Raw genomic sequence first — 26300 nt, 5'->3', positions numbered from 1 at the left:
CAGATTCCTAGGCTGATACATTCCAACTGGAGCACTTACGATCAATCGTCTTTCGCGATATGCCCAAGATCGTGGCCGCTCTTTCGCGATCTCCGCCAGTCTCACGAAGCACTGCAAGGATGTGCCTGCGCTCGACCTCCGAGAGCAGCCGGCTTCGTGGGTCAGAGAGTGACTCCAACCGCTCAAGCTGAGTCGGAAAGTGTCCGAGTATCAGGCTACGCTCAACGTAGTTGTGAAGCTCGCGGACGTTCCCGGGCCACGAGTAGCTCTGAAGATATGCCCGGGTCCTTTCGTCGATCGGAATCGGTTGAAGGCCAAGCTGCAGCCCCAGCTCACGCATGAAGCCCGCCGCCAGCTCCAACACATCAGCGCCGCGGTCATGAAGGCGAGGAAGCGACACCTCGAGAACGTTGATGCGATAGTAGAGATCCGACCGGAATGTTCCATTCTTCACTTCCGCAACCAAATTCCTGTTGGTTGAGAAGATGAATCTGACATCGATCGGAATCTCCCGATCTGCGCCAACTGGTCGTATCCGTCTATCTTCAAGCATCCTTAGCAGCTTTCCTTGGAGAGCCAAGGGAAGATCAGCGACTTCGTCAAACAGCAATGTTCCGCCTTCTGCATAGGCGACCAGCCCTTGGCGAGACGAGTTCGCTCCACTGAACGTTCCTTTGAGACTCCCGAACAGTTCAACGTCAATCAACTCGCTGGGAACAGCTGCACAATTTATTGGAATGAAAGGATGAGATGCCCGTGCGGACAACGCGTGCAGCGATCTTGCGGCAACCTCCTTTCCAGAGCCGGATTCTCCAGTGAACAGCACGCTACTGGGCAGTGGTGCGACCTTCGCGATCAGATCCTTGGTGGCCTGAATCGCACGCGAGCTACCTGTGAGCCTGTCTCGAAGCGCAGCTGGTGCACCGGAGCCATGTAGCTCGTGACGGAGAATGGCATTCTCCCGCCGTAGGCGACCGCGTTCCAGGCAGCGCGATATAGCGGCCAGCAACTGATTGGTTCTGAAAGGCTTGAGAAGAAAATCAGCCGCTCCCGCGCGGATAGCGCCGATAGCGGAATCCAAGTCTGCGTACGCAGTAATCAGAATGAAGTCGGCCAAGACCCCTCCCCTGCGCTGGTCCTCCAGCCACGCGATGCCACTCTTCCCTGGCAACACGTTGTCCACAATCACGATGTCAAAGTGGCGCTCCGTCAGATGCTGCTCCGCTTCAATGGTGTCAGCTGCAGCTTCCACAGCTTTGCATCGCGGTCGCAAGGCACGAACCAAGAAGCTACGCATGCCAGGTTCGTCGTCAACGATCAGTATCGATGAGCGCGCAAGGTCCGGCCATGCAAGATCGCCGTTTGCGCGCTCTTCGGAAGATTGGTTGGCGCTCTTTGGCGTCATGTTTCCCTCAGTACAATTGAAGCTTGGCTAGTTCCGTCGATTCGTGGTCGAGTTCATTTCGATCTTTCGACCGCTAGACGACGGGTGACATATCGAACAAAACACCCCCTCTCACGACGTAGGACGTTGTGCACCAAAGGCCAGTCTGAGACGTTCAATGCTGTCGACCTCAGTCATATGCCAATCCGGAATTCTTGCCCTATAAGCCTCGTATCGACCTCTTGGTGGCCAAACGGACCGGAGGCTCCTCGCCATATTGCCCAGAGCGCCAATGGCCTCCGTGCCCCTCCAAGCCCCTCGGCGGTCGGCCGCCACGGGAGGCTGGAGAAGTCTCGCTCCCTTCGAGCGGATCATTACGCCAATTCGGCCATATGGGAAGCGCTGGGTGCGCGTTGTCCCCGCCTCGGCCGGAGCCACGCAGCGCGGCCAAGCACGGGCGAGTCGATCCGCCTTGCAAGAAGGTCCAGGCCCTACCGCTCGCCTACCGGCATAGAGATGCCTATGCACCAGGGTCGTCTCCCATTTGCGCGGCTCGCGGGCAGATGTATCGTGGCTTTGGGCTCTCTGAGTCTCCGACCGACTGATGGTTGCTCTTCCCCTCAAGACCTGGGCTTGTTGGGGAGCTGACTAAGGATGGTAGAAGGCGGGGCTGACGGGTCGGCCTCTGACGCGAGCCGGGAGGAGAGGTCAGTCGCCCATTTTCGATGCAGGCGATCTGGTCCCCAAATATCTCAATGTCGTTGGGATCATGGCTGATCAGCAGCAGTGGAATACCGGCCCCGTCCAGCACGGCCTCCAGCTCCTGGCGCAGGTGCTGGCGAAGATCATGGTCCAGCGCGGAGAACGGTTCATCCAGCAGCAGCGCCTGCGGCTGCGTCACCAGGGCGCGTGCCAGGGCAGTACGCTGGCGTTGGCCACCGGAGACCTGCGAGGGCAGCAGATCGCCCACCGTGTCGATGCGGAATGCGTGCAACCACTGCTCCACCGCATCGAAGCGCTGGCCGACCCGCGGATTCAACCAGCCCTTCTCCAGACCGAACGCCACGTTCTGGCGCACGCTCAGATGCGGGAACAACGCGTAATCTTGGAAGACATAGCCCAACCGGCGGCGCTGCGGCGGCAGATCCACGCCGGTGGCCGCATCGAACAGGGCCTGCCCCTGCAGCCGTACATGGCCCTGCCCCGGCCGCAGCAGTCCGGCCACCGCCTTCAGGGTCAGGCTCTTGCCGGCGCCCGAGGGTCCGAACAGCACCACCTGGCGCTGCGTGCACTGCAGCGATACGTCCAACACGAAATCCTGGCCGGCCGCCTGCAGGCGGCGCTGCACCTGCAGGTCAAGCCACATCACGCAGCTCCCGGCGGCGTCCGCCCACCAGCCGCGCGGCCAGCAACAGGATCACGATGCAGACCACCGAGGTCAGGATCACCAACGCATTGGCCTTGCCATCCTGGCCGGCCTGCACCGCCTCGTAGATGGCGATCGACAGCGTCTGCGTGCGGCCGGGAATGCTGCCGGCCACCATCAATGTCGCGCCAAACTCACCCATCGCGCGTGCAAACGCCAGCAGCAGCCCGGCGAGGATGCCGCGCCAGGCCAGCGGCAGTGTGATGCGGAAGAACACCGCCGCCTCGGACACACCGAGCGTGCGTGCGGCCTGCTCCAGCTGCCCGTCGACCTCCTCGAACGCCGCGCGCGCAGGCTTGAACACCAGCGGCAGCGAAGCCACCGCCGCAGCAATCACCGCCGCCTGCCAGGTGAACACCAGGTTGATGCCGAACCACGATTGCAGCCACGCGCCGATCAGGCCGTTGCGACCGATCAGTACCAGCAGGTAGTAGCCCAGCACCGTCGGTGGCAGCACCATCGGCAGGGTCAGCAGCGAATCCAGAAGCTCACGCCCCGGGAAGCGCCGCCGCGCCAACAACGCACCCAGTGCCACGCCCAGCACCAGGTTGATCGCCGTGGCCCAACCGGCCACCTTCAGCGACAGCCACAGGGCACTCCAGTCCAGATCCATGCCTCAGGGCTTGCCGAACCCGTGCCTGGCCAGGATCGCCTGGCCCTGTGCCGAACGCACGAACGCGGTGAAGCGCTGGGCTTCGGCCGGCTGCGCGCTGGCCTTGGTCACGGCCAGCGGATAGGCAATGCGCCCCGCCACCGGCACCGCGAAGGCACGGCGTACCCGGTCGGGCATCGCCTGTGCATCGGTGGCATAGACGAAGCCGGCATCCACTTCGCCGCGCGCCACGTAGTCCAGCGACTGGCGCACATTCTGCGTGGTGATGGCCTTGCCCTGTACCGACGGCCACAGGCCCGCCGCTTCCAGCGCGCCCTTGGCATAGCGCCCGACCGGCACGCTGTCCGGGTTGCCCAGTGCGATGCGCTGCACACCGGCACCGGCCAGGTCCTTCAAGGTACGCGGCGCGGCCTTCGCCTGCGGCGGCACCACCACCCACAACGCGTTCACCGCGAACACCTCGCGGGTGCCCGCCGCCAGCAGATCCTGCTGCTGGGCCTGGTCCATCGTGGTTTCGTCGGCCGATGCGAATACGTCCACCGGCGCGCCACGGCTGATCTGCTGCAGCAGCACGCCGGAGGCGGCGAAGTTGAAATCGACCTTGGTTCCCGGGTGCGCCTTCTCGTAGGCCGCGCCCAGCTCGCGGAAGCTCTCGGTCAGGCTCGACGCCGCCGACACCGTCAGGTCGGCTGCCCAGGCTGGCACCGCGGCCAGCAGTCCCAGCAACAACAGTCCAGCTCGTTTCATCATTGGTTTCCCCGTTTGGTTGGGTTTAGATCGGTTTCACCGCCTATCCTTGGCATCGCAGGCGCTACATAGGTGGCCCGCCCAGAGCTAGGCAGAGGGTGCACGACGGTGCGGACCTCGTTGGCGCAGGCTGTCTCGTACATCCACATCGAATTGAAGCTGCAGCGAGATGTCATCACCCAGCGCGATGCCAAAACCAAGACCATCACGACAGGGCAAACGTGATGCCAAGGACTGAACCGCTTCGCGAGGAAGCATCAACCGGCAGTACTCGCTCCCCTCCAGAAGCACCGCCTGTTGCCCTGCATGCAGTGATAGCACCATGCCCCAGCCGCGATCGCCGCCGAACCGCGTCAGGTTCTCCACCGATTCGCCGGCCAGCAACTGCGCTAGCTCCTCTTCATCAACGCGCAGACGAACTGCCTGCCGCTGTAGCTGGACTTTCATGATGCAATGAACTCGAGCTCGGTTGAGGTGTTGCAGTTGAGTAGCTGGTCGTATTCGCTATCCGCCAGTGGCAGCTCGATTGCGCCCAAGCGTTCTCGCAGGGCGCGTAGCGAGCGGTGCGCCGCCGGATTCTCGATCAATTCCCGCAACACATGCCGGCAATGGTCATCAATCTGCAACCGCATCGGCAGGCGTTCTTCCGCAAACAGCACACAGGCAGCCGAAGGCGCATCACGTAACCGTTGTAGTAACGCTGGGGTCACATTGGGCGTATCCACCGGAAGCACCAGAGCGGCAGCGTCCGGCATGCACATGGCCACACTGTAGAGCCCGCCCAACGGGCCGCAGCGTGCCACGCGATCAGGAATGCCACCGAAGGCCGGGTAGTTGCCACTCACCCATACCCTTTCCGCACCTGCCTGTCGCAGCAGGCCACGCATGTGCTCTAGCAGGGCTCGCCCGTGCCACGGTAGCAGCGCCTTGTCACGGCCCATCCGGCTGGAAAGACCACCGGCCAGCACGATGCCGTCAGTGGGAATGTTCGTGATCGTGTGCACATTCATGGGCATTGTCATGAGCTTGCGTGGGTTCGCTGTCCGCATGGCAGAGACTGCAGCCTTCGGTCCACTCGCTGTCGCCGTCCTCGTAGTGCTCCTGCTTCCAGATCGGGCACTGGTGCTTCACCACCTCGATCAGCTGCCGGCAGGCCCGGAACGCCTCGTCGCGGTGCGGGCTGCCCGCGGCCACCACCACCGCCACATCGCCAATGCCGAGTCGCCCCTTCGCGTGGGCCACATACAGTTTCAACTTCGGACCGAACGTCGCCTCGACCTCTGCCGCCAGACGCTTGAATTCGTTCAGCACCAACGGCTCGAACAGGTCGTAGGTGATGCCCGTCACTGCGCGGCCGATGTTGACGTCGCGCACCTTGCCGATGAACACGTCAATGCCGCCGAAGCCCGGATCTGAGACCGCGGCGATGCCCTCGCCCGGATCGATCGACGCCTGCGCGCGGTCCACCACCTTCGCAATGATCTTCCCGCTCATGGCTCAGCCCCCGCTCACCGGCGGCAGGATCGCCACCCGGCCATCGTCGGGCAGCGCCTCGTGGTCGCGCAGCACGCGTTGCTGGTCGGCGAACGCCGAATAATCCAGCAGGCCGGCACGGAATCCCGGCCAACGCACCGGAAGCAGCTCGCGCAGCGCCTGGCGCAGATCGGCCACGGTGCCACCGGCCACATCCACGGCAATCTCGCGGCTGGCATCCAGATCGGAAAACGCACCGAACAACTGCAGATTCACCTGTTTCATCATGACTCCTGGCTCACCAGCTGCACCGGTTCGTGGTGACCCCAGCCCTGCACGCGCACGAAGGTGCCAGCGCTGGCCAGGTCTCCCTCGGCCTCCAGCACCACCCAGGCGTTGGCCTGCAGCATGGACATCAAACGGAACGACTCCTGCCCGGACAGCACGCGCGCGCTCAGGCGCCCCTGCCCATCCATTTCCACCCGCGCACGCGCGTGGAAGCGCAGGCCCGGCGGCTTGCGCACGTCGGCCTGCAGCGGCAGCTGCAACATGAGCTCCGGCGCCAGCCCCAACAGGCGGCGCAGCACCGGCTCGACGAAGAAACGCTGGCCCACGGCCGCCGACACCGGGTTGCCCGGCAGGCCGAAGTACAGCGCGCCATTGGGCAGCACCGCGAACAGCAGCGGCTTGCCCGGGCGGATCGCTACCTTGTGGAACACGATGCGCGCACCACGGCCGCGCAGCGCATCGGGAACGAAATCGTAGCGCCCGGCCGACACCGCGCCGGTGCTGATCAGCACCTGCGCGCCAGCGGCCAGCGCTTCATCCAGCACCGCATTGAACGCGGCCACGTCGTCGCCCACCGTGCCCTGCCAGACCACCTCGGCACCGGCGGCCTGCAGGCGGCCGACCAGATACGGCCGGTTGCTGTCACGGATCTGGCCGGATTCCAGCGCCTGCGCCGCCTCGGTCACCAACTCCTTGCCGGTAGCGATCACTGCCGCCTTCGGCCGCGCCACCACCGCCACCTGGCCCACGCCGATGGCATGCAGCAGGGTGCGCGCATTGATATCCAGCACCTGCCCGGCCTGCAGCACGCGCTCGCCTTCGCTCACGTCCTGGCCGCGCAGGCGCACATGCTGGCCCGGCTTCACCGATGCCTTCAAGGCGATGCCGGTCGGGCGTCCCTCCTCGCTGGCGAGGATCTCCACGTTCTCGACCGGCACCACCGTATCCAGCCCGGACGGCATACGTGCACCGGTCATGATTTCCCATGCACCCTCGCCGCCTTCGGCGCCGGCATCGCCGGCCGCCTGCCAGCCCTGCACCGCGAATTCGGTACCGGCCTCGAACGCCGCGCCGTTGGCGCGCAGCGCGAAGCCGTCCATCGCCGAGTTGTCGAACGGCGGCAACGACTGCCCGCTGTGGATGTCACTGGCCAGGGTACGGCCGCCGGCCTCATGCAGCGGCAGGCGCTCGGCCGGCAGCGGCGTGGCTGCGTCCAGCAGGTGCTGCAGGGCTTCGCTGTAGGCAATCATCAGTGGCCACCACCTTCGACCATCGCCAGGGCATGGCCCAGTACCGGCGCCAGGATGTCCAGGCACTGCGCCGCCGCCTTCGGGCTGCCGGGCAGCGCGAACACCAGCATGTTGCCCAGCTGCACCACCTCGGCGCGGCTCAGCCAGGCCATCGGCGTGTGCTGTGCACTCAGTGCCCGCACCATCTGCGCCAGGCCATGTACCGGCCGCGCGTTCAGGGAACGCAGCGCCTCCGGGGTCAGGTCACGCGGGCCCAGCCCGGTACCACCGGTACACAGGCACAGGCGCACGCCCTCGGCGGCCAAGGCCTGCAGGCGGCCCGCCAATGGCTCGATGCCATCGGGCAACACCTCAGCGGCCACCACCTCGCCGCCCAGCTTTTTCAGGCCGGTCACCAGGGTCGGGCCAGAGATATCCTCATAGGTGCCGTCGCTGGCGCGATCGCTCAGCGTGATCACCGTGCAGGCCGCGCCCTCCAGGCCCTTCGGCGCACGCGGCTTGAAACGCGTGCGCTCGGCATCGTTCATGCCGTCGGGGTGCAGCCAGACACCGCGCTTGCCGCCTTCCTTGAACAGCAGGCGGATACCTTCGATGCGCAGGGCCGGTTCCACCGGCTTGCTCAGGTCGTACAGGGTCAGCAGCGCCGCGTTGACCCCGGCCAGCGCCTCCATCTCCACGCCGGTGCGCGCCTCGCTGGCGCACTCGCACCACACGCGGATCGCCTGCCGTTCCGGTACCGGCGCGCAGAACACCTGCACCAGTTCCAGCGGCAGCGGATGGCACAGCGGCATCAGCATCGAGGCCATCTTGGCGCCCTGCAGGCCGGCAATCTCGGCCATCACCAGCGCATCGCCCTTGGGCAGGCGGCGCTCGACGATCAGCGGATAGGCCACTGGACCGGCATGCAGCTCGCCCACCGCCACCGCACGGCGGCGGCTGATGCGCTTGTTGCGGACATCAGCCATGTGGAAGGCCGCATTCAATTCCCCACTCATCGTGTTGCTCATCCTCCGATCGAGGCCAGGTGCGGGGTCAGCCCGGTCTGGCCCTGGTGCAGTCCGTGCCCGGCCGCTTTCAGGCCAAGCTGGGTAGTGATGCGTACCAGCAGCGCGTCGTGGTCATCGTCGCGCTGCAGCAGCGGGCGCAGCGGTACCCCGGACTCGCCGAACAGGCACAGCCGCAGGTCACCCTTGGCGGTCACCCGCAAACGGTTGCAGCCCTTGCAGAAGTCACGCGAATACGGGGCGATGATGCCGATGCTGCCGCGATGGTCCGGATGACCGAACTCGCGCGCTGGGCCGGCATCGGCCGCGCGCGGGCGTTCGCGCCACCCGGCAGCCAGCAGCTGCTCGATCACCACGTCGGCGCGCAGGTGGTGGCGCTGGAAATAGGCTTCGTTGTCGCCGGTGCGCATCAGTTCGATGAAGCGCACGCTGAAGGGGCGGTCACGCAGGTAGTCCATCCACTGCGGCAGCTCGTCGTCGTTCAGGCCGCGCAGCAGCACCGCGTTGAGCTTGATCGCCGGCAGGCCCAGTGCCTGTGCCAGGGCCAGGCCCTGTTCGATCTCCGGCAGACGGTCATGCCCGGTGATGGTCTTGAAGCGTTCGCGCTGCAGGCTGTCCATGCTCACGTTCAGCGCAGTCAGGCCTGCCCGGTGCCAGCCCGGCAGGCGCCGCGGTAGCAACGTGCCATTGGTGGTGATGGCCACCTTGCGGATGCCCGGCACCGCCGCCACGGTGGCGATGATCTCATCCAGGTCCTTGCGCAAGCTGGGCTCACCACCCGTCAGGCGGATCTTGCTCATGCCCAGCGCGGCGAACGCACGCACCAGGCGCGCGATTTCATCCACCTGCAGGAAGCGCGGGCGGCCATCGGACTGGTAACCGTCGGGCAGGCAGTAGCTGCAACGGAAGTTGCAGGCTTCGGTCAACGACAGGCGCAGGTACGGGAAGCTGCGTCCGAAACCGTCGGTGAGTTGGCGTGGATGACCTGCCAGTGCGCCCTCACCTACCGGCTCTGGCGCCCGAATGAGCTCGGCTGACATTCTTAGTCCTCCCTACGACATGCCGGCGCAATCACTGTGAAATGACCACCCTGACCGGGATCGACTTCGCCGCGGGGGTACCACTGATGCGATCGAAGTAATCCAGAGGTAGCAGTGGATTGAGTTCAGGGTAGTAGCCCGCAATCGCGCCACGCGGCATCGGATAGTCAAGCACAGTCAACCCATCGACCCGCCGGCAGACGCCATCACTGGAGATCGTCTCGAGGCTCACCTGTTCCTCCTTCCCAATCCCTCGTGCTACTCGATCTTCCAGGTTCATGAAGAGGATCATTCGATCGTTGTACACACCGCGATAGCGATCGTTGTAGCTGTAGATTGTCGTGTTGTACTGGTCATGGGAGCGAACCGTGGCCAGCCGAAGCATAGTGGGATCCTCGACCAGGTCGTTCACTTCAAGACCCGGCAACACCAGAATATTGGCCTTTCCGTTAGGTGTCGGCCACTCACGGCGGCGCGGCGGAATGTCCAAGTGGAAGCCACGCGGCGCCTGGATCCGTTCATTGAAGTCTGCGTAGATGCCGGGATAGACCGCCGCGATCAGCTCACGAACATGGTTGTAATCGTGCATGCAAGCTGCCCAGTCGACCTTGCTGTCCGGCAGTGTCGCCATTGCCATGCGGCACACGATCTCAACTTCCGGAAGAACATGTTCACTCACAGGCTCCAGCACTCCACGGGATGCGGTGACATTCGACATGGCATCCTCGATGGTGACAAACTGCTCACCCAGCGGGGTATGGATCCACTCCGAGCGCGCCACCACCGGTAGGATCAGCGCCTCCTTGCCATGCACTAGGTGGCCACGGTTGAGTTTGGTGGCGATGCCAACCGTAAGCTCAAGACCACGCATTGCCCTGTAGGCAATTTCGGTATCAGGAACAGCATGGATGAAGTTCCCGCCCATGCCGATGAAGACCTTGGCGGTTCCAGCCAGCATCGCCTCAATAGACTCAACCACATGGTGCCCATGTTCGCGCGGCGGTTCGAACCCGAACACGTCGCGAACTTGGTCCAGGTAGCGTTGCGTCGGCTTCTCATCAATGCCGACGGTACGGTCGCCTTGCACGTTGGAATGGCCGCGAATAGGAGCAATGCCCGCCCCGGGCTTTCCGAAGTTGCCGCGTAGCATCAGCAGATTGGCAACCTGCTGCAAAAGGCGAGATCCTTGCTGGTGCTGGGTCAGGCCCATGCCATAGCAGATAATGGTCGCACGGGAACGGATGTAGATCTCTGCACAACGCAGAATCTGCTCCTTCTTGATCCCGGACACTTGGACGATCTGGCTCCACTCCAGGGACATCACGTCTTCACGCAATGCCTCCAGCCCGACGGTGTGCTCGGTCAGGAATTCGTGATCGAGAACAGACTCGCCGGCCGCTTCCCGCTCGAACATAGCCTTCATGATGCCCTTGATCAGGGCCAGGTCACCGCCGATGCGAATGTGTACAAATTCACTGGAAATCGCGGTGGAGCCAAACGTGGCCATTTGCACGACGTCTTGGGGCTCGGCAAAGCGAATCAGCGCACGTTCCGGCATAGGATTGACCGCGACAATTGGAGCATTACGCTTCCGCGCCTCCACCAAGTTGGACATCATTCGTGGTGAGTTGGTGCCTGTGTTCTGGCCGATGACGAAGATGGCCTCAGCATGCTCAAAGTCATCGAGCACGATAGTGCCCTTGCCGACGCCAATTGCCGGCGGCAACCCCCGGCTGGTCGGCTCGTGGCACATGTTCGAGCAGTCCGGGAAGTTGTTGGTTCCGAACTCGCGCACGAAGATCGAGTACAGGAACGCGGCTTCGTTCGGCGTCCTCCCCGAGGTGTAGAACTCAGCCTCATGCGGGCTGGACAGGGCCTGCAGGTGTCGCCCGATCAGCGCGAAGGCTTCATCCCAGCTACAAGGAACGTAATGGTCGGTTACCGGGTCATATCGCATCGGCTCGGTCAATCGACCCTGCATCTCCAGCCAATAGTCGGACTGCGCCATCAGCTCCTGGACAGTGTGCTCCGCGAAGAACTCACGCGTGGCGCGATGCTTGGTTGCCTCCCATGCCAAGGCCTTCGCACCGTTTTCGCAGAACTCCAGCTTCTTGGTGTGATCTGCATCCGGGAAAGCGCAACTGGGGCACTTGAATCCCCCAGGCTGATTCATCGACAAGAGCGCTTTAGATCCCTTGGCAATGACGCTCTGCTGCATCAAGACCTTGGCGGTTGCACCGGCGGCACCCCAGCCACCGGCAGGATGGTCGTAGGCTTTGTAACGGGGGATCTTCTGCTCTGACATGACAGGCACTCGCAGCATGCAATTGGGAGTGGGAAAAGTTAAGCACGCGACGCCCGCCCCTTCCACGGACAGTATGTCCACCCTGCCCAGACAAGACGTCCGGCGTACACGCCGGGCCTCGAATCGAGGCACTGGTGTCCGATACGAGCGCCTCAACGGACCCGAAGCGCTCATCCTGGCCCTCACCACGAACAGGTCTTCACGCCACTCACCATCGATTGTAACTATCTAATTTATCGGGCGTTTTCTAGCTACAGACACCTGTAGCGGACAGGCGGACCACAGCCCCTCGAACAGAATGTCGGATCAACTCAGCCAAACTGTCCATCTGCGAACATTTGTAAATTTTGACCGCAGCGGGGTGTACGCCTTGGGATACTCTCCGCACTGTCAAACCACTAAGAAGTCCCCGACCCGAGGGACCCTGCACGCCCAGATCATCGTTACCGGCTTCCCTCACCGCCAGGCCTCATCTCCATGCAAGCGCCCAGCCCAGTACCTGCCAACGAGCCCTGCGGCATCGCATATCGAAGAACCCTTCGGTGGCGTGGTGGCGAGCGCGGCTCAATCATGGACAGCGTTGCCGAAGAAGTGCCTGTCGCGATGCTCTACAATGACAATCCTTTCTCGGTGATGATGGCCAGCCCAACGGATCTGGAAGACTTTGCGCTGGGCTTTTCCATGACGGAGGGAACAATTTCTGATCCCTCCCAACTTCTCCGGATTGAAGTGAGGCCATCGCTGGAAGGCATTGAGCTGGCGATGGAAGTCACAGATAGTGCGCCCATCGTGTCAATGCCCAAGGACGCCACCCGCAACCTACCCGGGCGTAGCGGTTGCGGGCTATGTGGAGCTAGTCGACTGGAGCAAGTGCTCAGAATGCCTTTGCCAATCGACCGACCCACCACCTACTCCGCCTTGGCGCTACGCGTAGCGCTGTCCTCGCTAAAAGGGCTACAGCCAATGAACGAGGCTGCCGGCTCAACCCACGCAGCAGCGTGGGCTCTCCCGGACGGAGCTATCGAAGTGGTACGCGAAGACGTAGGCAGGCACAACGCACTAGATAAGCTCATTGGTGCAATGAGGCGCTCATCGACTTCAACCAACGAAGGTCTCGTGCTTCTATCTAGCCGTGCTAGCTACGAAATGGTGAGTAAGGCCGCCTATGCAGGCATGGCGATCGTTGCAGCGGTATCGGCACCCACAGCCTTAGCCATAGATCTCGCAAAGGCAGCAGGAATCTGTCTTGTCGGCTTCGCGCGCTCGGATGGCTTCAATATCTATTCACACCCCCAGCGCCTACTCGATTTGGAAGCTGCACACCTAGCAGCCGTATGACGCCAGATGACGCCTGCCGTGCAATAAGCAAGGATCTCCGCCGATGAAATTGCCAAGCACGATCGGAACTTGAGCCGCTAGCCACCACCCACCCCCTATTGGGATCGTTATGGACGCCCTCCTCCTTTCCCGAATTCAGTTCGGCTTTCTCATCAGCTTCCATGTGCTCTTCCCTGCCTTCACCATTGGCTTGGCCAGTTGGCTTGGTTTCGTGGAATGGCGCTGGCTTCGAACCCGCAACCCGGTGTGGCGGGATCTGTTCTTCTTCTGGCAGAAGATCTTTGCCGTGTCCTTCGGCATGGGCGTGGTAAGCGGTATCGTCATGGCGTTCCAGTTCGGCACAAACTGGCCTCGTTTGAGCCAGATCGCCGGAACCGTAATCGGCCCCCTACTGACTTACGAGGTCCTGACAGCCTTCTTCCTGGAGGCAAGTTTCCTCGGAGTGATGATGTTCGGATGGGGGCGAGTATCACCACGCCTGCACTTCTTTTCCACATGCATGGTCGCACTTGGAACGCTCTTTTCAACGTTCTGGATTCTTGCCTCCAACAGCTGGTTGCATACGCCTGCGGGCTACGAAATGATCATCGGAGTGGTCCATCCGGTTGACTGGTTCGAGGTTGTGTTCAATCCATCGTTCCCCTATCGACTGGCCCATATGGCAATAGGTTCATTCATAACAACCTGCTTCGTGGTGGGTGGTGTTGGCGCCTGTTACCTGCGGCGTAAGGAGCACGTCGAAGCCGGCCGCAAGATGCTTGGGGCGGCTGTGATATTTGCGGCCATTACCGTTCCTGTTCAGATTTTCGTGGGTGACATGCATGGTCTGAACACCCTCAAGCACCAGCCGATGAAGATCGCAGCGGTAGAGGCTCACTGGCATCAGGGCCAAGAAGGTGAAGGAGTTCCGCTGGTCGTCTTCGCTGTACCAAATGAGAAGGAAGAGCGGAACGATCTTGAGATCGCGATTCCGCGTGTTGGCAGCCTCATCCTGACTCACTCCATGGATGGAACCTTCGCACCGCTGACATCCGTACCGGCGAGCGAACGACCTCCGGTCACGCCTGTGTTCTTCGCATTCCGGATCATGGTTGGGATAGGCACCCTCATGCTACTGCTCGCCTGGCTTTCTGCTTTCACCCTGGCCCGCCGTAAGCTGTTCGATTCCGGGGCCCTGCTGCGCGCTTGGAACTGGATGCTTCCAAGTGGGTTCGTTGCTTTGGTGGCCGGCTGGTTTGTCACCGAGATGGGGCGCCAGCCTTGGATTGTCTATGGCGTTTTGCGAACGGCTGATGCCGTGGGACCGCAAACGGCCTGGATGACAGCGATCTCACTCGCGGTCTATGTCGCTGGATATGCGTTCGTATTTGGTTGGGGCATCTGGTATCTGGTCAAGATCCTCCGACATGGCCCACATGCCCAAGACGGAAGTCCGTCGCTAGAGGGTGGTGATCGCACACCTGCACGGCCTATCTCGGCCGCTGATCAATCTCTCTGAGGAACGCTGACATGGACTCGATGACCTGGTTGCCCATCGCCTGGTTCGCCGTCATCAGCTTCGGCGTCCTGATGTACGTCGTCCTCGACGGCTTCGTACTCGGTATTGGCATTCTCGCGCCCTTTGCCGAGGATGAAGAGCAGCTCGATGTGATGATGAACACCGCTGCCCCAATATGGGATGGCAACGAAACCTGGCTGGTGCTCGGCGGAGCCGGATTGCTAGCAGCGTTTCCAACAGCCTATGCAGCGCTTCTTTCGGCCCTGTACCTTCCAGTACTTCTGCTGCTTGTATCATTGGTTTTCCGGGGGGTCGCCTTTGAGTTCAGGTTCAAAGCCCATCGCTCCAAGAGGCTTTGGAGCGTGGCTTTTGGCCTTGGCTCGCTTCTGGCCGCGTTCTCTCAAGGAGTGATTCTTGGCACGGTGGTGCAAGGCGTGCCAATGACTGGTGACACCTACGCTGGCGGGCCATTCCTATGGTTCAGCCCCTTTGCCATGCTTACCGGAGCAGCCTTGGTTGCCGGCTACGCCTTGCTTGGAGGCACCTGGCTAATCTTGAAGACCGAGGGGCGAACCCACGCACTTGCCAGGCGCCTGACCCGCCCCCTGGTGGTCGCCGTGATCGTGGCCATGGGGCTCGTAAGCAGCTGGCTGCCGTTCCTTGATCTGCGACTAATGACTCGCTGGTTCAGTGACGGGAATTTCTGGTGGCTGTCCCCCGTCCCCCTTCTTACGCTCGCCGTGGCAGTGGCGCTGTGGCGCGCGGAGAAACGCCCCACTCATGATCTTGCCCCTTTCCTACTGAGCCTGTCGTTGTTTGTCCTGGGCTACCTAGGTCTCGTACTCGGCATGTGGCCGTACCTGCTCCCGCCCGGATTGACGATCTGGGATGCAGCAGCGCCAGTGTCGTCGCTTGGCTTCAGCCTGGTCGGCTTGGCGGTCATGCTTCCGGTCATCCTGGGCTACACCGCCTGGTCATACCGCGTTTTCCGCGGCAAGGTGAGTGCGAGCACGAGCTATCATTGAGCGTGATATACCACCCATTCGCCTGATTAGCCAATACGCCCGGCCTCCCAGAATCGTGTATCGCCCTAAGACACACAGGATGTGATGAATGAGGCCTTCAGCCGACCCTGAATCGTATGCCTTCGGATCGAACTGACTTGAAGGAAAGTCGATGATTCACGGTGAGGTGGTAGAAGAACGCCTCACACCAACGAAGCCGCCTAGAAAGAAGGACTACATCATGTATGGGGCCGCTACGAGATAGCCACCTGACAAGAGTGAGTGGGTCCCTTCCCGACAGCATGGGGCTAAGTAGCTCAACAGTAGAGCCTCTGGCCAACGTGCAAACCCACGGCCGTACGGATCTTAACCATAGGTGGAAGCCCTCCCGCTCAAGCCTACGCCTTTCAGCAAGCTCCGCTCTGAGCTGACGCCGGCGAACTTGGCGGGCTATCTCCAAGTGTGGCGAGTACTCCCCCTTGCCATGATAGGCAACCTTCAGGACGTAGCCCCGGGCCCTGGTAGGAATCGGTGAGTACGAAGCTCGAACACGCGCAAAGAAGTACCCCGCGAAAACGGCAGTTGCGACGAGAACAACATGAAGTTCGCTCGGGGCGATACGGTATCCACTCGCGGTGAAGAACTGGACGCAAACAAGTCCATCACAACCCGTAGGAATCAACGTTCGATACAACGTCGTCCCGGGAACATACAAGAGAAAAATGAAGCCATAGGCGCACCATTTCCAGCAATGAACTCGCTGATCCAGCACCGGCTCCCAACTGAGCTCTCTTTTGGGGCGGCGCAGAACGTAAGCGCCAATGAAGAGCAGCGAAGGAACGCCCAATAGCAGCAGCAGGTCGATGATCTTCTGAATTGAGTACATGGCAGGGTACTTAGAACGTCGCTCCGGAGCTCCTGGGCAAACGGGATGCCATCGACTGGATTCGTGGCCGGGACGACCCGCCAGGAGTCTGGATAGGGCTGTATCGGCCGCGCGACATGGAACTTGAACCACTGATTCGTCCATGCTCAATGGCCTACTCGCGCTCCTCGGCATAGCACGGCTCCCCAAAGAACCTAGAACACCGCTGGAGGAAGCGACGGGACTTTCACTCACAACTCCAGCGCAGCCACGGACAGCAGTGTGGCGATATCTGAAGATCAGATAGACGCGAACTCGCCTCGCTGCTATGCTGGTGAGCTAGGCGAGCGATCTGAGAGACAAGTGGCCTATGTTGTCACCCAACCGACCCTCATTTCGCATTGGCCAGAGTTGGACGATTTCGTTCGTTCAATCGGCCCGTTCTTAGCCTGCGCCTGGTGCGCACTGGAGCGCTCAAGGACCGTAAGCGGGCCTGTTGCCGCCGAGGGCTTGGCCTCAGCCGCACTCGATACGCTTGCCTCACTTCGCGTACTGCAGCGCATTCCCATCGCAGCCCCCAATTCCGGGGCGAGGTCCTTGTATGAGCCTCTGGCATGGACCTATCAGGCCGCTTGGTCACGTCAGGACGTGAGTCTGGAGGCCAGGTTGACCAGTACGCTTACCCGATGGGCTGCCGAATGCCCGTCCACTGCCAAACGGACCTTGGGAACCTCGCTCGCAGAGAGCGAAGCCCGTGCATACCTGGCCAACCTGCTACGCAAGTATCGGCTATCTCCCACGCTGGGCAATGGCCTGAGATCGACCCAGCTCCCGGAGTGGAATGCACTGAGCTTGGGACGCAAGAGGTATGTACTGTGGGCCGGCATGCGCAACGTTGCGTCGGAGTTCCTGAAAGCTGATCTGGACGAGGAGGCCGCCCGTCGGGTACTTGATCGAGAGATCAGCAGGAGATGCACTTGGCTCGTTAGCCGAATTCAATCGGGAGCACTTGACCCGACTGACTTTTGCTTCGTGCCAGGCCATGGCTGGCGTCAGCCGTTGATCTTGGACGTGGCAATGGAGACCTTTATCCCTCTGGGCAGACAGTACTGGCTGCAGCCAAGTAGCGACTGGAGGCTTTAGCGGATACTCTCCGCGCCGCGTCCACTAGTGGGCGCGCGACCCAGCGAATCCGGTGTCAGCGGTCAACTAGATCGCGTAGGTATCGGTGGCGCCAATAGCCAGGGCCTGGCCTTGAACGACTGATGAGCTCGCCACGCGTTTGATCTGGAAGGGCAACTACGAGCGCAGTCCCTGTGCCCATTGCTGCAGGAACTCCTCCTGGACAGCGGTCTCGATGGCACCCGGCCTGACACGTCGCACCGAGCAAATGGCAGCCTGCGCTGTTCGCTCAGCCCCTGACTGCAGTAGAAGCATCGCTGCGACAGTGCCGGCTCGCCCCAGCCCACCCTTGCAGTGGACCACAATGCGCAGGCCCGAATGCAAACTCCGAACGAGCATTGACCCCAGTACTGGCCATCGTTCGAGCAACCTCTGGTCAGGCGCTGCGCCATCCGTGATTGGAAGGCCATGCCATGAGATGCCCTGCCCTTCAACCACTTGAGGCAAGCACTCGATCCGCAACTCACTGAACTCCCACGGCTCGAGTAGCGTAATCAGGTGGCTGGCTCCCCAACACTGAATCACAGAGACATCCACATCGATGTCTCTCGCCCATGCCCCCGTCATCGCAACTTCTTGGTACTTACCTGGCGCGAAGGTCACACCAATTGCCCCTCCCCTTTCGCCAACCGGGAGTTCCGCAATAGCTAAAGGGTGGGTCAAACTTGTTCGAATCATGTCGGATCTCCTGAACGACGGCCCATTCCTATGTAGCAACCGGCCCTGCTGGCTGGAGGTGCTGCACCCGCCAAGCCACTCACTAAGCACACCAACTACAACGGAACAACAAATCGTTCCTTCAGCATCTCGAGGGCCACTTCCAAGCCGACGTCATCCGCGTCATATGGAGCGCCGAACAAAGAGACCTCAATCCAATAGCGCTCCTGCCCCGGATGGATGTAGTCCGAGTGATCGTCCAGCAACAGCGCTGCCCCCAGGATCGGAGACACATACCGGAGGTCCTTCGTTGCCCCTCCCCAGAATGTATATGGCAACTCAGCGAACCAACTTGGCACGCCCCCTTCCTCGACCAGCAGCCGCGAAATCCTGCGAAAAGCTGCCTCAGGGACCGTGGTGTAGATGACCAGATGCTCAAAGAGTTCATGAACGGCCTCAAGGAACTGATAGAGCCCTGGGCGTGGAATCTGGCTGACCGCATTTGAGATCAGCGTCCCCTCGAGATCGAGAGCAAGGATGGTCGGTCGCATTGAGCGCTAGGATCCTCATCAGCAGTTGGACACTTGGATCTGGAGCGTTCCGCGCTGCGCTTGATCATCGGACGCAGTTGCGGAACGCCAATGAGTCAGATATCTGAGAACTTCTCGGCTTGCTTAAGCTGATTCTCCAGAGACTGGATCTTTTCCCTATAGTTGGCAGCTATGTAGGGCTTGTCATTGAAGTCCAAAGCCGTCTGAGGAATTAGTTCGAGCTCGACTCGCGTTGAAGACGTTTGTCGAATTGCCAGTGTCGACCACGCATCATCACCTTTTACGAAGCCAACGTTGAAGCGCGCCGTGACGTCGTGGTTCGGCTTGAGGCCATCAATCGATCGGAAGTCGCTGTGCACCCGCGACTTTGCCGTGGGCTGAGCTTCGCCATTGATGTAGAGCGTCGCCGCCCAGCTGGCCTGGCTGAGCGCCAAAGTTGAGCTATTCGCAATTCGCGCCTCAATGACCGGCTTCGGGCCAAAGAAGCTGTCCTCGATCCGTAACGTTGCGCCACTCGCACGCACTCTTTCTAGTTCGGTGATCGTCGGCCGCTGCGCGTTGGCCTGCTCCTGCAGAGCAAGAATTTCTTTTGGATGGGCATCCCTAATCTGCTTGATGTGCCCCCTAACCACCTGTCTTATAGATGCATTCGGGTAGGCCTTGTTCAGCTCAGCCAGATCAAGGCCGGCAACGGCCCAGTTGAAGGCATCCCGCTCATGGGCACTCAGCTCGGCGTCGATTGCGTCAATCGACGCTCGGTATTGCTCCTGCGTGCCGTCAGTGACCATCTTCCTGTCTACTGGACCGCCGCAGGCGGCAACTAGGACCGTCAGAGCAAGCAGCAAGCCCTGCCTGCCCCAGCCAGCTGCGTCGCGTCGACATTGTTCTTTGATCATGCCCTTCCCCTGTCAATGAGAAGCACAGGATATCTGGTTTTTAGATATCGGAGAACTGGATATAGCTTCTGAAGCCGCTCAACCAGGGTGCGGCCGTGGCCAAGACAATCCATCGCAAGGAATACGCCGCCCTGATTGAGACCGTCAGAGACGCGCGCTTGGCTGCTGGCCTTACCCAAGTACAAGTGTCCAGCAAGCTGGGGCGCAGCCAGTCGTTCATTAGCGATGTTGAGACAGGGAAGCGCAGGGTTGACGTCGTGGAGCTTAGGGACATAGCGCGCCTGACAGGCCTATCCCTGGGCAAGCTCATTGCCGACTTTGAGAAGCGACTCAAAGACTGACTTTACTGAGCTAAGGCTCAGTCTTCTTCAGATGCGTACCGCTAGGCTCACACCTAGTGCCCACCCCACTCTCCCGCCCAACGAGCATGCGACCACTTTGAGCAAATGGCTTCTTACCAGTTCTGGCTATACAGGACTGGCTGGTCAAGTGGTGGCCTCCAGCGCACTATCCGAGCTAGCGGGGAGAGCATTCATAAGCCCTGTCGGCGCGCTTGACTGACGATTCCTTCGTAATAAGAGATTCAGCGCTTCAAGGAAATCCTTCTGGGGCGATCTCTTTGTACTGGCCATAGCTTAAAAGGCTCGGCATGCATTGCAGAACCAGCATGCGCATCTCCCCGCAAGAACACTGACCTCCACCCCGCGGCTAGCGTTGATACCTCTCCCTTGTTGACGCCACTTCAAGATAACGAAAGATCCTGGAGGCGCATCTCACGGCTCATCAACCATGGGACGCGGATGCTCAACGTCAACCAGCATGTCGACAGAACGCATGAACTTCAGAAGCACTGCGCCCAGAGGCTTGATGCGGGTGTAGGGCGAGCTTCCGATGCTAGAAGTGGGCAGGACTTCCGCCACGCATGCCGCTACCGGACTGATTGGCGCAAACTGCTTGAGAGTTGCAACCTCGCCGTGACAAACATCCTCCGGCACGTCCAGCAGCCCAAGAAACAGGTCGTCAATTGCGTCTTGAGTCGGCAAAGATCCGCCGAGCTCAGTCCCAGCCAGCTGCGCGAATGCTCCTTGCCTTGTCAGATCATTCACGAAAGCAAGATAGTGCGAGTGAAACTGGGCGAAGAATGTATCCACCCCACCTGTGCGAGGAGTCACCGGAAGCATGCACGGATAGTCATCTGCGAAGAATACCCCCTTCGCCGAATTGCTACTAAACGCGCTGGAATCCGTATTGCCAAGTGGAAACCCAACATCCTTTGGCAAGAGCGATCCCCTACGAAGCCTGACCACTCGCTGCTCCATCAACAGCTGGATTGCCGTGCATGCGTCGGGGCGCAATCCCCAAACAGCACAAAAACGAATAATTGCCCAGCGTAGTGCATCCCGGACATCTACTGCGGTCTCGAGCCTACCGCTGTCTATAGCTAACAGATAGTTACACGCACACAGGCCTATCGCGTCCAAGGAGCCACCTTCGGCCACGTTGAACATGGACTCCAAGGCATCTACCCGACTTGGCGCATAGCTGCTGAGGCCAGGGAGATTGTGATGAGAAGCCACCAGGCGTTCGGTGATGGACGGCATCAGTAGCCCAAGACGCTCCATTAGTGATCGACGTACGCCCCGCAATTGCTCCGCAGTGGGAGCCTCTGTGCTGCAGATCATCCAGATCGGATGCTCGAAGGCCTCCTTTGCAGCCGCGAACGCTGGATCCCCATGCACCGAGTCAATCAAGTATCCACCAGGACCGCGTAGCTTCCCTGGATGATGCCCCTTGCTGAAGAACCGGTAGAAGGATCGGGGACGACCGTTGGCCGCTTGCGCGTGTATATCGAGCCCAACTCTAGGCAAGAGCAACTGATCAAGATCATCCCAGGTCAGTCGATCGCCATGCAGCCTTCGCACAACGCAGGCCCACACGCTATTGCGGACGACCAGCGCCACGTCTGTTGGAATCTTGCCACGAGGCATACTTATGGATCTTCTGAAGCGGGACTAAAGAATCCCCTAGAACTGGCTGCAATTGTGCATGATGGGGCCCAACGGTAGCTAGGAGTTGCGTCATGCCTATCCAGAATCCAGAAGCAGCAGTCTCCACCGAACTCAGTCGCGAGCTGCTAGAGCGGCATGGGGAGCTCATGGGCGGCAGCGACCTCCAGCGGAACCTTGGCTTTCCAAACGGCCGCACCTTCGGCCGAGCCGTCCAGCGTGAACTTTTGCCGGTTCGCACCTTTCCGCTGCCAGGTCGGCGGGGGTTGTTCGCCAAAACGCGAGATGTCGCTGAGTGGCTGAACTCGCTGTAATTCCTGAGCACGCGAGCTGAGGCCGAAGCCAAAAGGCCCGCACCACTTCTGATCTGCTGAAACTCACCTGGGCGCACAGTGCGCCCCTGAACACGGCTTGACGCCAAAACTCCAGCTTCGAAGGAGGCATTTAGCCCCCCAGCCCATCAAATCTCCGACCCCGGAAATGAAATCGCCCCCGCAGCAACGGGGGCGATAGCCTCTCGCCGGAGCGAGAGGGGGTGAAGCTCTACGATAACGAATGTAGGCTCCCGCAATTCCGACTTCGTGTCAAGCGGCAAAGCTGCTTGAGCGGGCATCTGCGCGCTCCGACTGCCATCGTATGGCAATCGGCACGGCGCCCCATGCCCGAAATCCCCAATGACCCTGCTGGCCATTGCCGCCAGTACCGAGCCTCATTCTCCGAGGCCAACCGGGAAGTCGATCGATGAAGATCCAACACTCAGCTGCCCATGCATTGAGTCATCCCTCAATCGCGATTGCGCAGCGCCACTCCTCGACCATGCGAACTGCAGTTATCCACAAGGAGGCAGCATGAGCAACCACGCGACCAATCCCGTGAGCCCGTTCCAAGGCGTAGCGTCTGCACGCGCCTCCGACCCGCTCCACAATGGGACGGATCGACCGCTGGCCCCCCGTGAACTCACCGCTGGCCAGATCAAGAGGGGGGACATCTTCACCTTCTTTAGCCCGAAAGAGAACCGGACGGTTACCGTACACGGCCCCCTGCAACTCGCGCTTCGACTGCAATTGGAGTTTGATCCATCAGTGGCGGCCGTGACCGAGAGGCCTCGGTCCATCCCGGTAGGACTTGACAGCATGGAACTCCATTTCTGGTTTCAGAGGCGCGGAGGCCAGGAGATCTATGCAAACGTCATTCCGAATTCGCAGACAGTACCCGGCGTGGATGGCAAGCGTCGTCCTCGCGAGCTGGACCGGCTTCGTTCAGCAGCCAAGGATGCAGGCATCTCTTTGTGGCTAATCACGGAGGACGAACTCAAGGCGCCCGGCGGCAGGAATGAGCTCTGCTACCAACTGCTCGGGTTCTGCCAGTCAGCCAAGGATCTGGGGAGCAGCCTGGCGTTGCGACAGGAAATCGCCGCGACCATCGAGCGAAGCGGCAGCATCAGTGCAGATGAACTCATCCATGAGCTCAGGCACCACCCTCGAACTCACATTCAGGGGGTCGTGGCTGAGTTGCTTCACGTCGGATTTCTGGCGACCGATGCATTTCCTCGAATGACGGGGCGATCAAGGATCTGGAGGGCCGACCCATGAGTTCCAAGTTCAATGCCGTCGACCTCGAGTCGATCCGGGCAACTCCAAGGCCAAATGGGATCGTACTTCCAGCTGATCAACAGTCGGAATTTCAAGCCCGCCTGTCCGCACTCACCAGCGTCCTTGATGGGGCAACCTTGGTCGACGCAGCCCTTCGATGGGGCGTGCCGCGAAATACCCTCTCTCGAATGATCCGGACCGCACTGCTCTTCGACGAGAGCGGTCATCGAGTCGGATACCGAGCCTGCATTCCCTATGCGCGATTCAGCGTGTCAGATCGCAACAACTCGGTCGTCCCCGATAGTTCACATCCGTTCGCCATAGATGCTGTCCTGCAAGCGATCCCCGAACTCGGCGATGCAGTCGCAAGATTCAAGGGTGCCTTGCCAACACAGTCCAAAAGGAGCCCCGCGTTCGACAGGCTGCATTCCCAGTTCGTGAAGGTGCTGACTGGGAAGGGCTTTCAGGCCATGTATCCGCTCAACATCCGTGACAAGGGAAGACGAGCACTGACCTCCCTCATAAAGCGCATACGAGGCACAAAGAGCGAAAATGAGATGCTCTTGGCTGCGGATGAGCCTACTTCCACCCGAATCGAGAACCTACTCAGCATTCGGCCATTTGATCGAGTTGAGTACGACGAGCATTCCGTCGACATCGACGCATGGCTGGCCATGCCGATGGCGGACGGCTCATTCCGGCTAGAGAAGATTAGTCGGATCTGGCTACTGGCAGTTGTTGATGTCGGGAGTGGCGCCATCCTTGGATGGGAAATGGTGCTTGGCCGGAAGTACGAGCAACACGATGTAGTCAGCCTGTTCGCGAAGATCATGAGCCCCTGGCAACCAAGGGATCTGAGCACGTCGAACTTGAGCTACTCGACTAGTGCATGGATGCCGTCGATCTACCTAGTGGATGAGGTAGTGATGAGAAGCGCAATGATCGCAATGGACAACGACTCATCCCATCACGCCAAGATGACAGTCCGAAATCTCATTGATCATCACAAGGGAATCCTGCACTTTGGACGATCCGGGATGGGCGAAGGTCGCCCCTACATCGAGGCTCTATTCAAGAAGATTGAGAATGGCCTGCTGCGCCACATCGCCGGCGGCTTTGCTCCCGCAACGCAAGTGAATGAGCGTCAAGTCACTACAAAGCTTGACGGGAAAGACCACCCCATCCTCGTGGAGGTCTTGAAAGACCTCATTGACACCTATGTTACCTCGCACAATGTGACGAGCCGGTCCACTCGCGAACCCAGGTCGCCCAAGCGAATCATTGATGAGCATCTGGCATCCGGGGAGTGGGTGTGGCATGCACCTGGCACCGAAGATGACGTGAGAAACATGACCGTTAGGCGGATGAAGGTGACCATCAGAGGCTCCAGAAGGAGTGGTGTACCTCCCCTCGTCTATCTCGACCACGCAAGGTACAGGTCACCAACACTGTCTGGACAGTGGCACCTGATTGGGCAGTCATTTGACGCTACCTACGAAGACTGGCGAGACATTCGCAAGCTGACCCTCTGGAGAGGCGGTAAGCGTGTACTCACACTTCACGCTCTCGCCCCATATGCGAGCGTGGCCCACACGCTGTCGATCAGGAAGCGCGCGGCACGCTGGGCGAAGAGCGACGCGTCACGGGAGCCCGGTAACTACTGTGTAGCCGACAACATTGAGGCCTATCACGCAGCCGTCCGATCGGCGGCCGCTGGCGTCAGGGACAGCGCCTCGCTCATGGCAGCTGGCGATGTGCCCAAGCCACCTTCCACGACCAACAGTCAGGGGCAAGGCTCTCCACTGATGGGAATCCGCAGGGCCACGTTCAACACGAGGCTCCGCTGATGAAGGCCCCGGCGAGCCTTGAGAACCACCCAATGCACGCGCGACATCGCCCCAATATCCAGACTCTCCCCTTACTGCGAATGGCATCTGGCTTCGCCACGTGCCTGGAGTACGGGCGGCCGAGCCTGAGGATCATTGGCGATGGCCGGTGCGGGAAGTCAACTGCCACGCGAATACTTGAAACCACCACTTCTTGGCGACCATTTCCTATTGGATTCCTCCGGATGGTCGTCGGAAAACCGACTACCCCTAGCGAAGGCAACTTCTTCCGCGAGGTCATCCTTGGACTGGGTATGAGGGCAACAACCGTAGCCAGCCCACAGGATCTCCTCCTCAGGATCATCCGGGCAATTGAGCAGGAAGCCGCTAGAGCATCGGCCGACGTGGTCGTGATTGCGATCGATACGGCTGAGCAGCTCACGCTCAAGGACTATGCCCACCTTGCAAAGCTTCAGAACCACTTCCTCGGATCATCAGTGCAACCGTTTTTTCTCTTCATCCACCAGAGCAACAGCGTGATTGGAGGCGCAGACGATCTTAGTCAACTGGCGCCGCCACATCTGTATGGCCGATTCTTTGTCGACAGCCATCCTTTTACCGGGCTTCTCTGGGACATCCCGACGGAGGACGCTGACGTGCAGGACGCATGTGACGTCGCCTTGGCATTTCGCCAGCTTGACCAAGTTATGAGGTGGCCGGACGAGGGAGGAAAGACCTACACCGAAGCATTCGCACCCTATGCTTACAGCGTTGGCTGGCGCCTTGAGAAGGAGACCGAAGCGATACGCGAACGAATTGAGAACCTTGCCAATCAAGGCAACTATCCCGTTCCCAAGGATTGGCTCATGGCCTCCTTCAACCAGTTTGTCTACCACCTACTCACCAAGATCGCTGCTGGGCGCAACGATTTCGAAGGGCTTACTACCCAGCACATTGATGAAGCTCTCCTGCGCAGCGCATACGCCGGCTTCGAAAGCTCAAGAAATAGGGCCGTAGGCAAATGAGGAGCGGCGCTCAGCTGGTCGGAGGCAATCTCCGACTTGTTCCATACCAATCGGCATTTGGCTGCGTCGCGAGGCTATCGCGACTGAACCAGGCCAGGCGGGTCACGGAGTACTCACAGCTCCTCGGAATCAAGCCAAACAGACACATCAACCTGCTCTTGAGCCTGACGACCTCGCAAGTACAACAAGAGGCGCTCTCTACAACCCTTGGGATCGAGACTCCGCCCGAGTGGGACTTAGCGGCGTGGTATCCGTTCATGACTGACGACCCGAGACTGCCCTCCCATCTCAGGTTGAGGTACTGCCTTCCATGCATCAGACTCGGGTATC

General features: G+C 60.5%; 23 protein-coding genes and 1 pseudogene. 8 read left to right on the top strand and 16 right to left on the bottom strand.

Translation table 11 applies throughout. The annotated features are described in order from the left end of the window. Positions 1 to 7: 7 nt before the first annotated feature. The 12 genes and pseudogenes from AC3ITW_RS10855 to AC3ITW_RS10800 form a co-directional block, all read right to left on the bottom strand. Positions 8 to 1405 (bottom strand): sigma-54-dependent transcriptional regulator, encoded by a 1398-nt coding sequence (locus AC3ITW_RS10855; protein ID WP_164171429.1) that lies wholly within the window; start codon positions 1403 to 1405, stop codon positions 8 to 10. A gap of 688 nt (positions 1406 to 2093) precedes the next feature. Beyond that, positions 2094 to 2750: pseudogene (locus tag AC3ITW_RS10850) on the bottom strand (ATP-binding cassette domain-containing protein); the annotation flags it as partial. Further along, positions 2740 to 3423: a molybdate ABC transporter permease subunit gene (gene modB / locus AC3ITW_RS10845; protein ID WP_164171431.1), complete on the bottom strand. Its 684-nt coding sequence runs from the start codon at positions 3421 to 3423 to the stop codon at positions 2740 to 2742. The gene modB and the pseudogene AC3ITW_RS10850, both read right to left, overlap by 11 nt. A 3-nt stretch (positions 3424 to 3426) precedes the next feature. Next, positions 3427 to 4170 (bottom strand): molybdate ABC transporter substrate-binding protein, encoded by a 744-nt coding sequence (modA, locus tag AC3ITW_RS10840; RefSeq protein WP_164171432.1) that lies wholly within the window; start codon positions 4168 to 4170, stop codon positions 3427 to 3429. 87 nt (positions 4171 to 4257) lie between these two features. Further along, the gene (locus AC3ITW_RS10835; RefSeq protein WP_032966746.1) at positions 4258 to 4617 is read right to left on the bottom strand and encodes a hypothetical protein; all 360 of its coding nucleotides are present in this window, start codon (positions 4615 to 4617) and stop codon (positions 4258 to 4260) included. Next, the gene (gene mobA / locus AC3ITW_RS10830; protein ID WP_164171433.1) at positions 4614 to 5180 is read right to left on the bottom strand and encodes a molybdenum cofactor guanylyltransferase; all 567 of its coding nucleotides are present in this window, start codon (positions 5178 to 5180) and stop codon (positions 4614 to 4616) included. The genes AC3ITW_RS10835 and mobA overlap by 4 nt, the downstream gene beginning before the upstream one ends. Then, a complete protein-coding gene (locus AC3ITW_RS10825; protein ID WP_164171434.1) occupies positions 5146 to 5664 on the bottom strand; it encodes a molybdenum cofactor biosynthesis protein MoaE in 519 nt (172 codons plus the stop codon). The genes mobA and AC3ITW_RS10825 overlap by 35 nt, the downstream gene beginning before the upstream one ends. Before the next feature lie 3 nt (positions 5665 to 5667). After that, positions 5668 to 5928, bottom strand: coding sequence for a MoaD/ThiS family protein (locus tag AC3ITW_RS10820; protein WP_017354494.1), 261 nt, complete (start codon positions 5926 to 5928; stop codon positions 5668 to 5670). Further along, positions 5928 to 7181, bottom strand: a complete 1254-nt coding sequence (locus AC3ITW_RS10815; protein ID WP_164171435.1) for a molybdopterin molybdotransferase MoeA — start codon at positions 7179 to 7181, stop codon at positions 5928 to 5930. The genes AC3ITW_RS10820 and AC3ITW_RS10815 overlap by 1 nt, the downstream gene beginning before the upstream one ends. Next, the gene (gene moaCB, locus AC3ITW_RS10810) at positions 7181 to 8176 is read right to left on the bottom strand and encodes a bifunctional molybdenum cofactor biosynthesis protein MoaC/MoaB (RefSeq protein ID WP_164171456.1); all 996 of its coding nucleotides are present in this window, start codon (positions 8174 to 8176) and stop codon (positions 7181 to 7183) included. Before moaCB ends, AC3ITW_RS10815 begins: the two co-directional genes overlap by 1 nt. A gap of 8 nt (positions 8177 to 8184) precedes the next feature. Next, positions 8185 to 9225, bottom strand: a complete 1041-nt coding sequence (moaA, locus tag AC3ITW_RS10805) for a GTP 3',8-cyclase MoaA (RefSeq protein WP_239518981.1) — start codon at positions 9223 to 9225, stop codon at positions 8185 to 8187. A gap of 31 nt (positions 9226 to 9256) precedes the next feature. After that, complete coding sequence (locus AC3ITW_RS10800) at positions 9257 to 11530, bottom strand: FdhF/YdeP family oxidoreductase (protein ID WP_164171436.1); 2274 nt, start codon at positions 11528 to 11530, stop codon at positions 9257 to 9259. 477 nt (positions 11531 to 12007) lie between these two features. Between AC3ITW_RS10800 and fdhD the strand changes: the two genes are divergently transcribed. The 3 genes from fdhD (at position 12008) to cydB (ending at position 15391) form a co-directional block, all read left to right on the top strand. Further along, complete coding sequence (fdhD, locus tag AC3ITW_RS10795; RefSeq protein WP_404830372.1) at positions 12008 to 12868, top strand: formate dehydrogenase accessory sulfurtransferase FdhD; 861 nt, start codon at positions 12008 to 12010, stop codon at positions 12866 to 12868. A gap of 109 nt (positions 12869 to 12977) precedes the next feature. Beyond that, entirely contained in the window at positions 12978 to 14366 is a 1389-nt protein-coding gene (locus AC3ITW_RS10790) for a cytochrome ubiquinol oxidase subunit I (RefSeq protein ID WP_164171437.1), read from the top strand. Between the two features lie 11 nt (positions 14367 to 14377). Beyond that, positions 14378 to 15391, top strand: coding sequence for a cytochrome d ubiquinol oxidase subunit II (cydB, locus tag AC3ITW_RS10785; RefSeq protein WP_164171438.1), 1014 nt, complete (start codon positions 14378 to 14380; stop codon positions 15389 to 15391). A 2143-nt stretch (positions 15392 to 17534) separates the two neighbouring features. Here cydB and AC3ITW_RS10780 read toward each other — a convergent pair. The 3 genes from AC3ITW_RS10780 to AC3ITW_RS10770 all read right to left on the bottom strand — a co-directional run bounded on the left by AC3ITW_RS10780 (position 17535) and on the right by AC3ITW_RS10770 (position 19521). After that, positions 17535 to 17984, bottom strand: coding sequence for a phosphatase domain-containing protein (locus AC3ITW_RS10780; RefSeq protein ID WP_164171458.1), 450 nt, complete (start codon positions 17982 to 17984; stop codon positions 17535 to 17537). Between the two features lie 206 nt (positions 17985 to 18190). After that, positions 18191 to 18625 carry an NIF family HAD-type phosphatase gene (locus AC3ITW_RS10775; RefSeq protein WP_164171439.1) on the bottom strand — a complete coding sequence of 145 codons (435 nt, stop codon included), beginning with the start codon at positions 18623 to 18625 and terminating at the stop codon, positions 18191 to 18193. Between the two features lie 95 nt (positions 18626 to 18720). Further along, positions 18721 to 19521 (bottom strand): hypothetical protein, encoded by an 801-nt coding sequence (locus AC3ITW_RS10770; RefSeq protein WP_197598268.1) that lies wholly within the window; start codon positions 19519 to 19521, stop codon positions 18721 to 18723. A 95-nt stretch (positions 19522 to 19616) separates the two neighbouring features. Between AC3ITW_RS10770 and AC3ITW_RS10765 the strand changes: the two genes are divergently transcribed. After that, the gene (locus AC3ITW_RS10765) at positions 19617 to 19862 is read left to right on the top strand and encodes a helix-turn-helix domain-containing protein (RefSeq protein ID WP_017354505.1); all 246 of its coding nucleotides are present in this window, start codon (positions 19617 to 19619) and stop codon (positions 19860 to 19862) included. Positions 19863 to 20294: 432 nt separating this feature from the next. Here the strand turns inward: AC3ITW_RS10765 and AC3ITW_RS10760 are convergent, their stop codons facing one another. Continuing rightward, the gene (locus tag AC3ITW_RS10760; RefSeq protein ID WP_197598269.1) at positions 20295 to 21482 is read right to left on the bottom strand and encodes a hypothetical protein; all 1188 of its coding nucleotides are present in this window, start codon (positions 21480 to 21482) and stop codon (positions 20295 to 20297) included. 119 nt (positions 21483 to 21601) lie between these two features. On the opposite strand from AC3ITW_RS10760, the gene AC3ITW_RS10755 reads away from it, so the two are divergent. The 4 genes from AC3ITW_RS10755 to AC3ITW_RS10740 all read left to right on the top strand — a co-directional run bounded on the left by AC3ITW_RS10755 (position 21602) and on the right by AC3ITW_RS10740 (position 25970). Next, a complete protein-coding gene (locus AC3ITW_RS10755; RefSeq protein WP_049399270.1) occupies positions 21602 to 21841 on the top strand; it encodes a hypothetical protein in 240 nt (79 codons plus the stop codon). Positions 21842 to 22375: 534 nt separating this feature from the next. Further along, the gene (locus tag AC3ITW_RS10750; protein ID WP_164171442.1) at positions 22376 to 23119 is read left to right on the top strand and encodes a hypothetical protein; all 744 of its coding nucleotides are present in this window, start codon (positions 22376 to 22378) and stop codon (positions 23117 to 23119) included. Then, the gene (locus AC3ITW_RS10745; RefSeq protein ID WP_164171443.1) at positions 23116 to 24966 is read left to right on the top strand and encodes a hypothetical protein; all 1851 of its coding nucleotides are present in this window, start codon (positions 23116 to 23118) and stop codon (positions 24964 to 24966) included. Before AC3ITW_RS10750 ends, AC3ITW_RS10745 begins: the two co-directional genes overlap by 4 nt. Next, positions 24966 to 25970, top strand: a complete 1005-nt coding sequence (locus AC3ITW_RS10740; RefSeq protein ID WP_332840906.1) for an ATP-binding protein — start codon at positions 24966 to 24968, stop codon at positions 25968 to 25970. The genes AC3ITW_RS10745 and AC3ITW_RS10740 overlap by 1 nt, the downstream gene beginning before the upstream one ends. The last annotated feature ends 330 nt before the right edge of the window (positions 25971 to 26300 follow it).

The organism is Stenotrophomonas sp. KH_052 (genome assembly GCF_057838755.1).
The sequence above is the reverse complement of the archived record's forward strand: the minus strand, read 5'-3'. Positions and strand labels throughout refer to the sequence as shown.

Excerpts from the sequence above, each read along its gene's own strand:
- AC3ITW_RS10855 (WP_164171429.1), bottom strand. The coding sequence starts at position 1,405 with ATGACGCCAAAGAGCGCCAACCAATCTTCCGAAGAGCGCGCAAACGGC.
- modB (WP_164171431.1), bottom strand. The coding sequence starts at position 3,423 with ATGGATCTGGACTGGAGTGCCCTGTGGCTGTCGCTGAAGGTGGCCGGT.
- modA (WP_164171432.1), bottom strand. The coding sequence starts at position 4,170 with ATGAAACGAGCTGGACTGTTGTTGCTGGGACTGCTGGCCGCGGTGCCA.
- AC3ITW_RS10835 (WP_032966746.1), bottom strand. The coding sequence starts at position 4,617 with ATGAAAGTCCAGCTACAGCGGCAGGCAGTTCGTCTGCGCGTTGATGAA.
- mobA (WP_164171433.1), bottom strand. The coding sequence starts at position 5,180 with ATGAATGTGCACACGATCACGAACATTCCCACTGACGGCATCGTGCTG.
- AC3ITW_RS10825 (WP_164171434.1), bottom strand. The coding sequence starts at position 5,664 with ATGAGCGGGAAGATCATTGCGAAGGTGGTGGACCGCGCGCAGGCGTCG.
- AC3ITW_RS10820 (WP_017354494.1), bottom strand. The coding sequence starts at position 5,928 with ATGAAACAGGTGAATCTGCAGTTGTTCGGTGCGTTTTCCGATCTGGAT.
- AC3ITW_RS10815 (WP_164171435.1), bottom strand. The coding sequence starts at position 7,181 with ATGATTGCCTACAGCGAAGCCCTGCAGCACCTGCTGGACGCAGCCACG.
- moaCB (WP_164171456.1), bottom strand. The coding sequence starts at position 8,176 with ATGAGTGGGGAATTGAATGCGGCCTTCCACATGGCTGATGTCCGCAAC.
- moaA (WP_239518981.1), bottom strand. The coding sequence starts at position 9,225 with ATGTCAGCCGAGCTCATTCGGGCGCCAGAGCCGGTAGGTGAGGGCGCA.
- AC3ITW_RS10800 (WP_164171436.1), bottom strand. The coding sequence starts at position 11,530 with ATGTCAGAGCAGAAGATCCCCCGTTACAAAGCCTACGACCATCCTGCC.
- fdhD (WP_404830372.1), top strand. The coding sequence starts at position 12,008 with ATGCAAGCGCCCAGCCCAGTACCTGCCAACGAGCCCTGCGGCATCGCA.
- AC3ITW_RS10790 (WP_164171437.1), top strand. The coding sequence starts at position 12,978 with ATGGACGCCCTCCTCCTTTCCCGAATTCAGTTCGGCTTTCTCATCAGC.
- cydB (WP_164171438.1), top strand. The coding sequence starts at position 14,378 with ATGGACTCGATGACCTGGTTGCCCATCGCCTGGTTCGCCGTCATCAGC.
- AC3ITW_RS10780 (WP_164171458.1), bottom strand. The coding sequence starts at position 17,984 with ATGACGGGGGCATGGGCGAGAGACATCGATGTGGATGTCTCTGTGATT.
- AC3ITW_RS10775 (WP_164171439.1), bottom strand. The coding sequence starts at position 18,625 with ATGCGACCGACCATCCTTGCTCTCGATCTCGAGGGGACGCTGATCTCA.
- AC3ITW_RS10770 (WP_197598268.1), bottom strand. The coding sequence starts at position 19,521 with ATGATCAAAGAACAATGTCGACGCGACGCAGCTGGCTGGGGCAGGCAG.
- AC3ITW_RS10755 (WP_049399270.1), top strand. The coding sequence starts at position 21,602 with ATGCCTATCCAGAATCCAGAAGCAGCAGTCTCCACCGAACTCAGTCGC.
- AC3ITW_RS10750 (WP_164171442.1), top strand. The coding sequence starts at position 22,376 with ATGAGCAACCACGCGACCAATCCCGTGAGCCCGTTCCAAGGCGTAGCG.
- AC3ITW_RS10745 (WP_164171443.1), top strand. The coding sequence starts at position 23,116 with ATGAGTTCCAAGTTCAATGCCGTCGACCTCGAGTCGATCCGGGCAACT.
- AC3ITW_RS10740 (WP_332840906.1), top strand. The coding sequence starts at position 24,966 with ATGAAGGCCCCGGCGAGCCTTGAGAACCACCCAATGCACGCGCGACAT.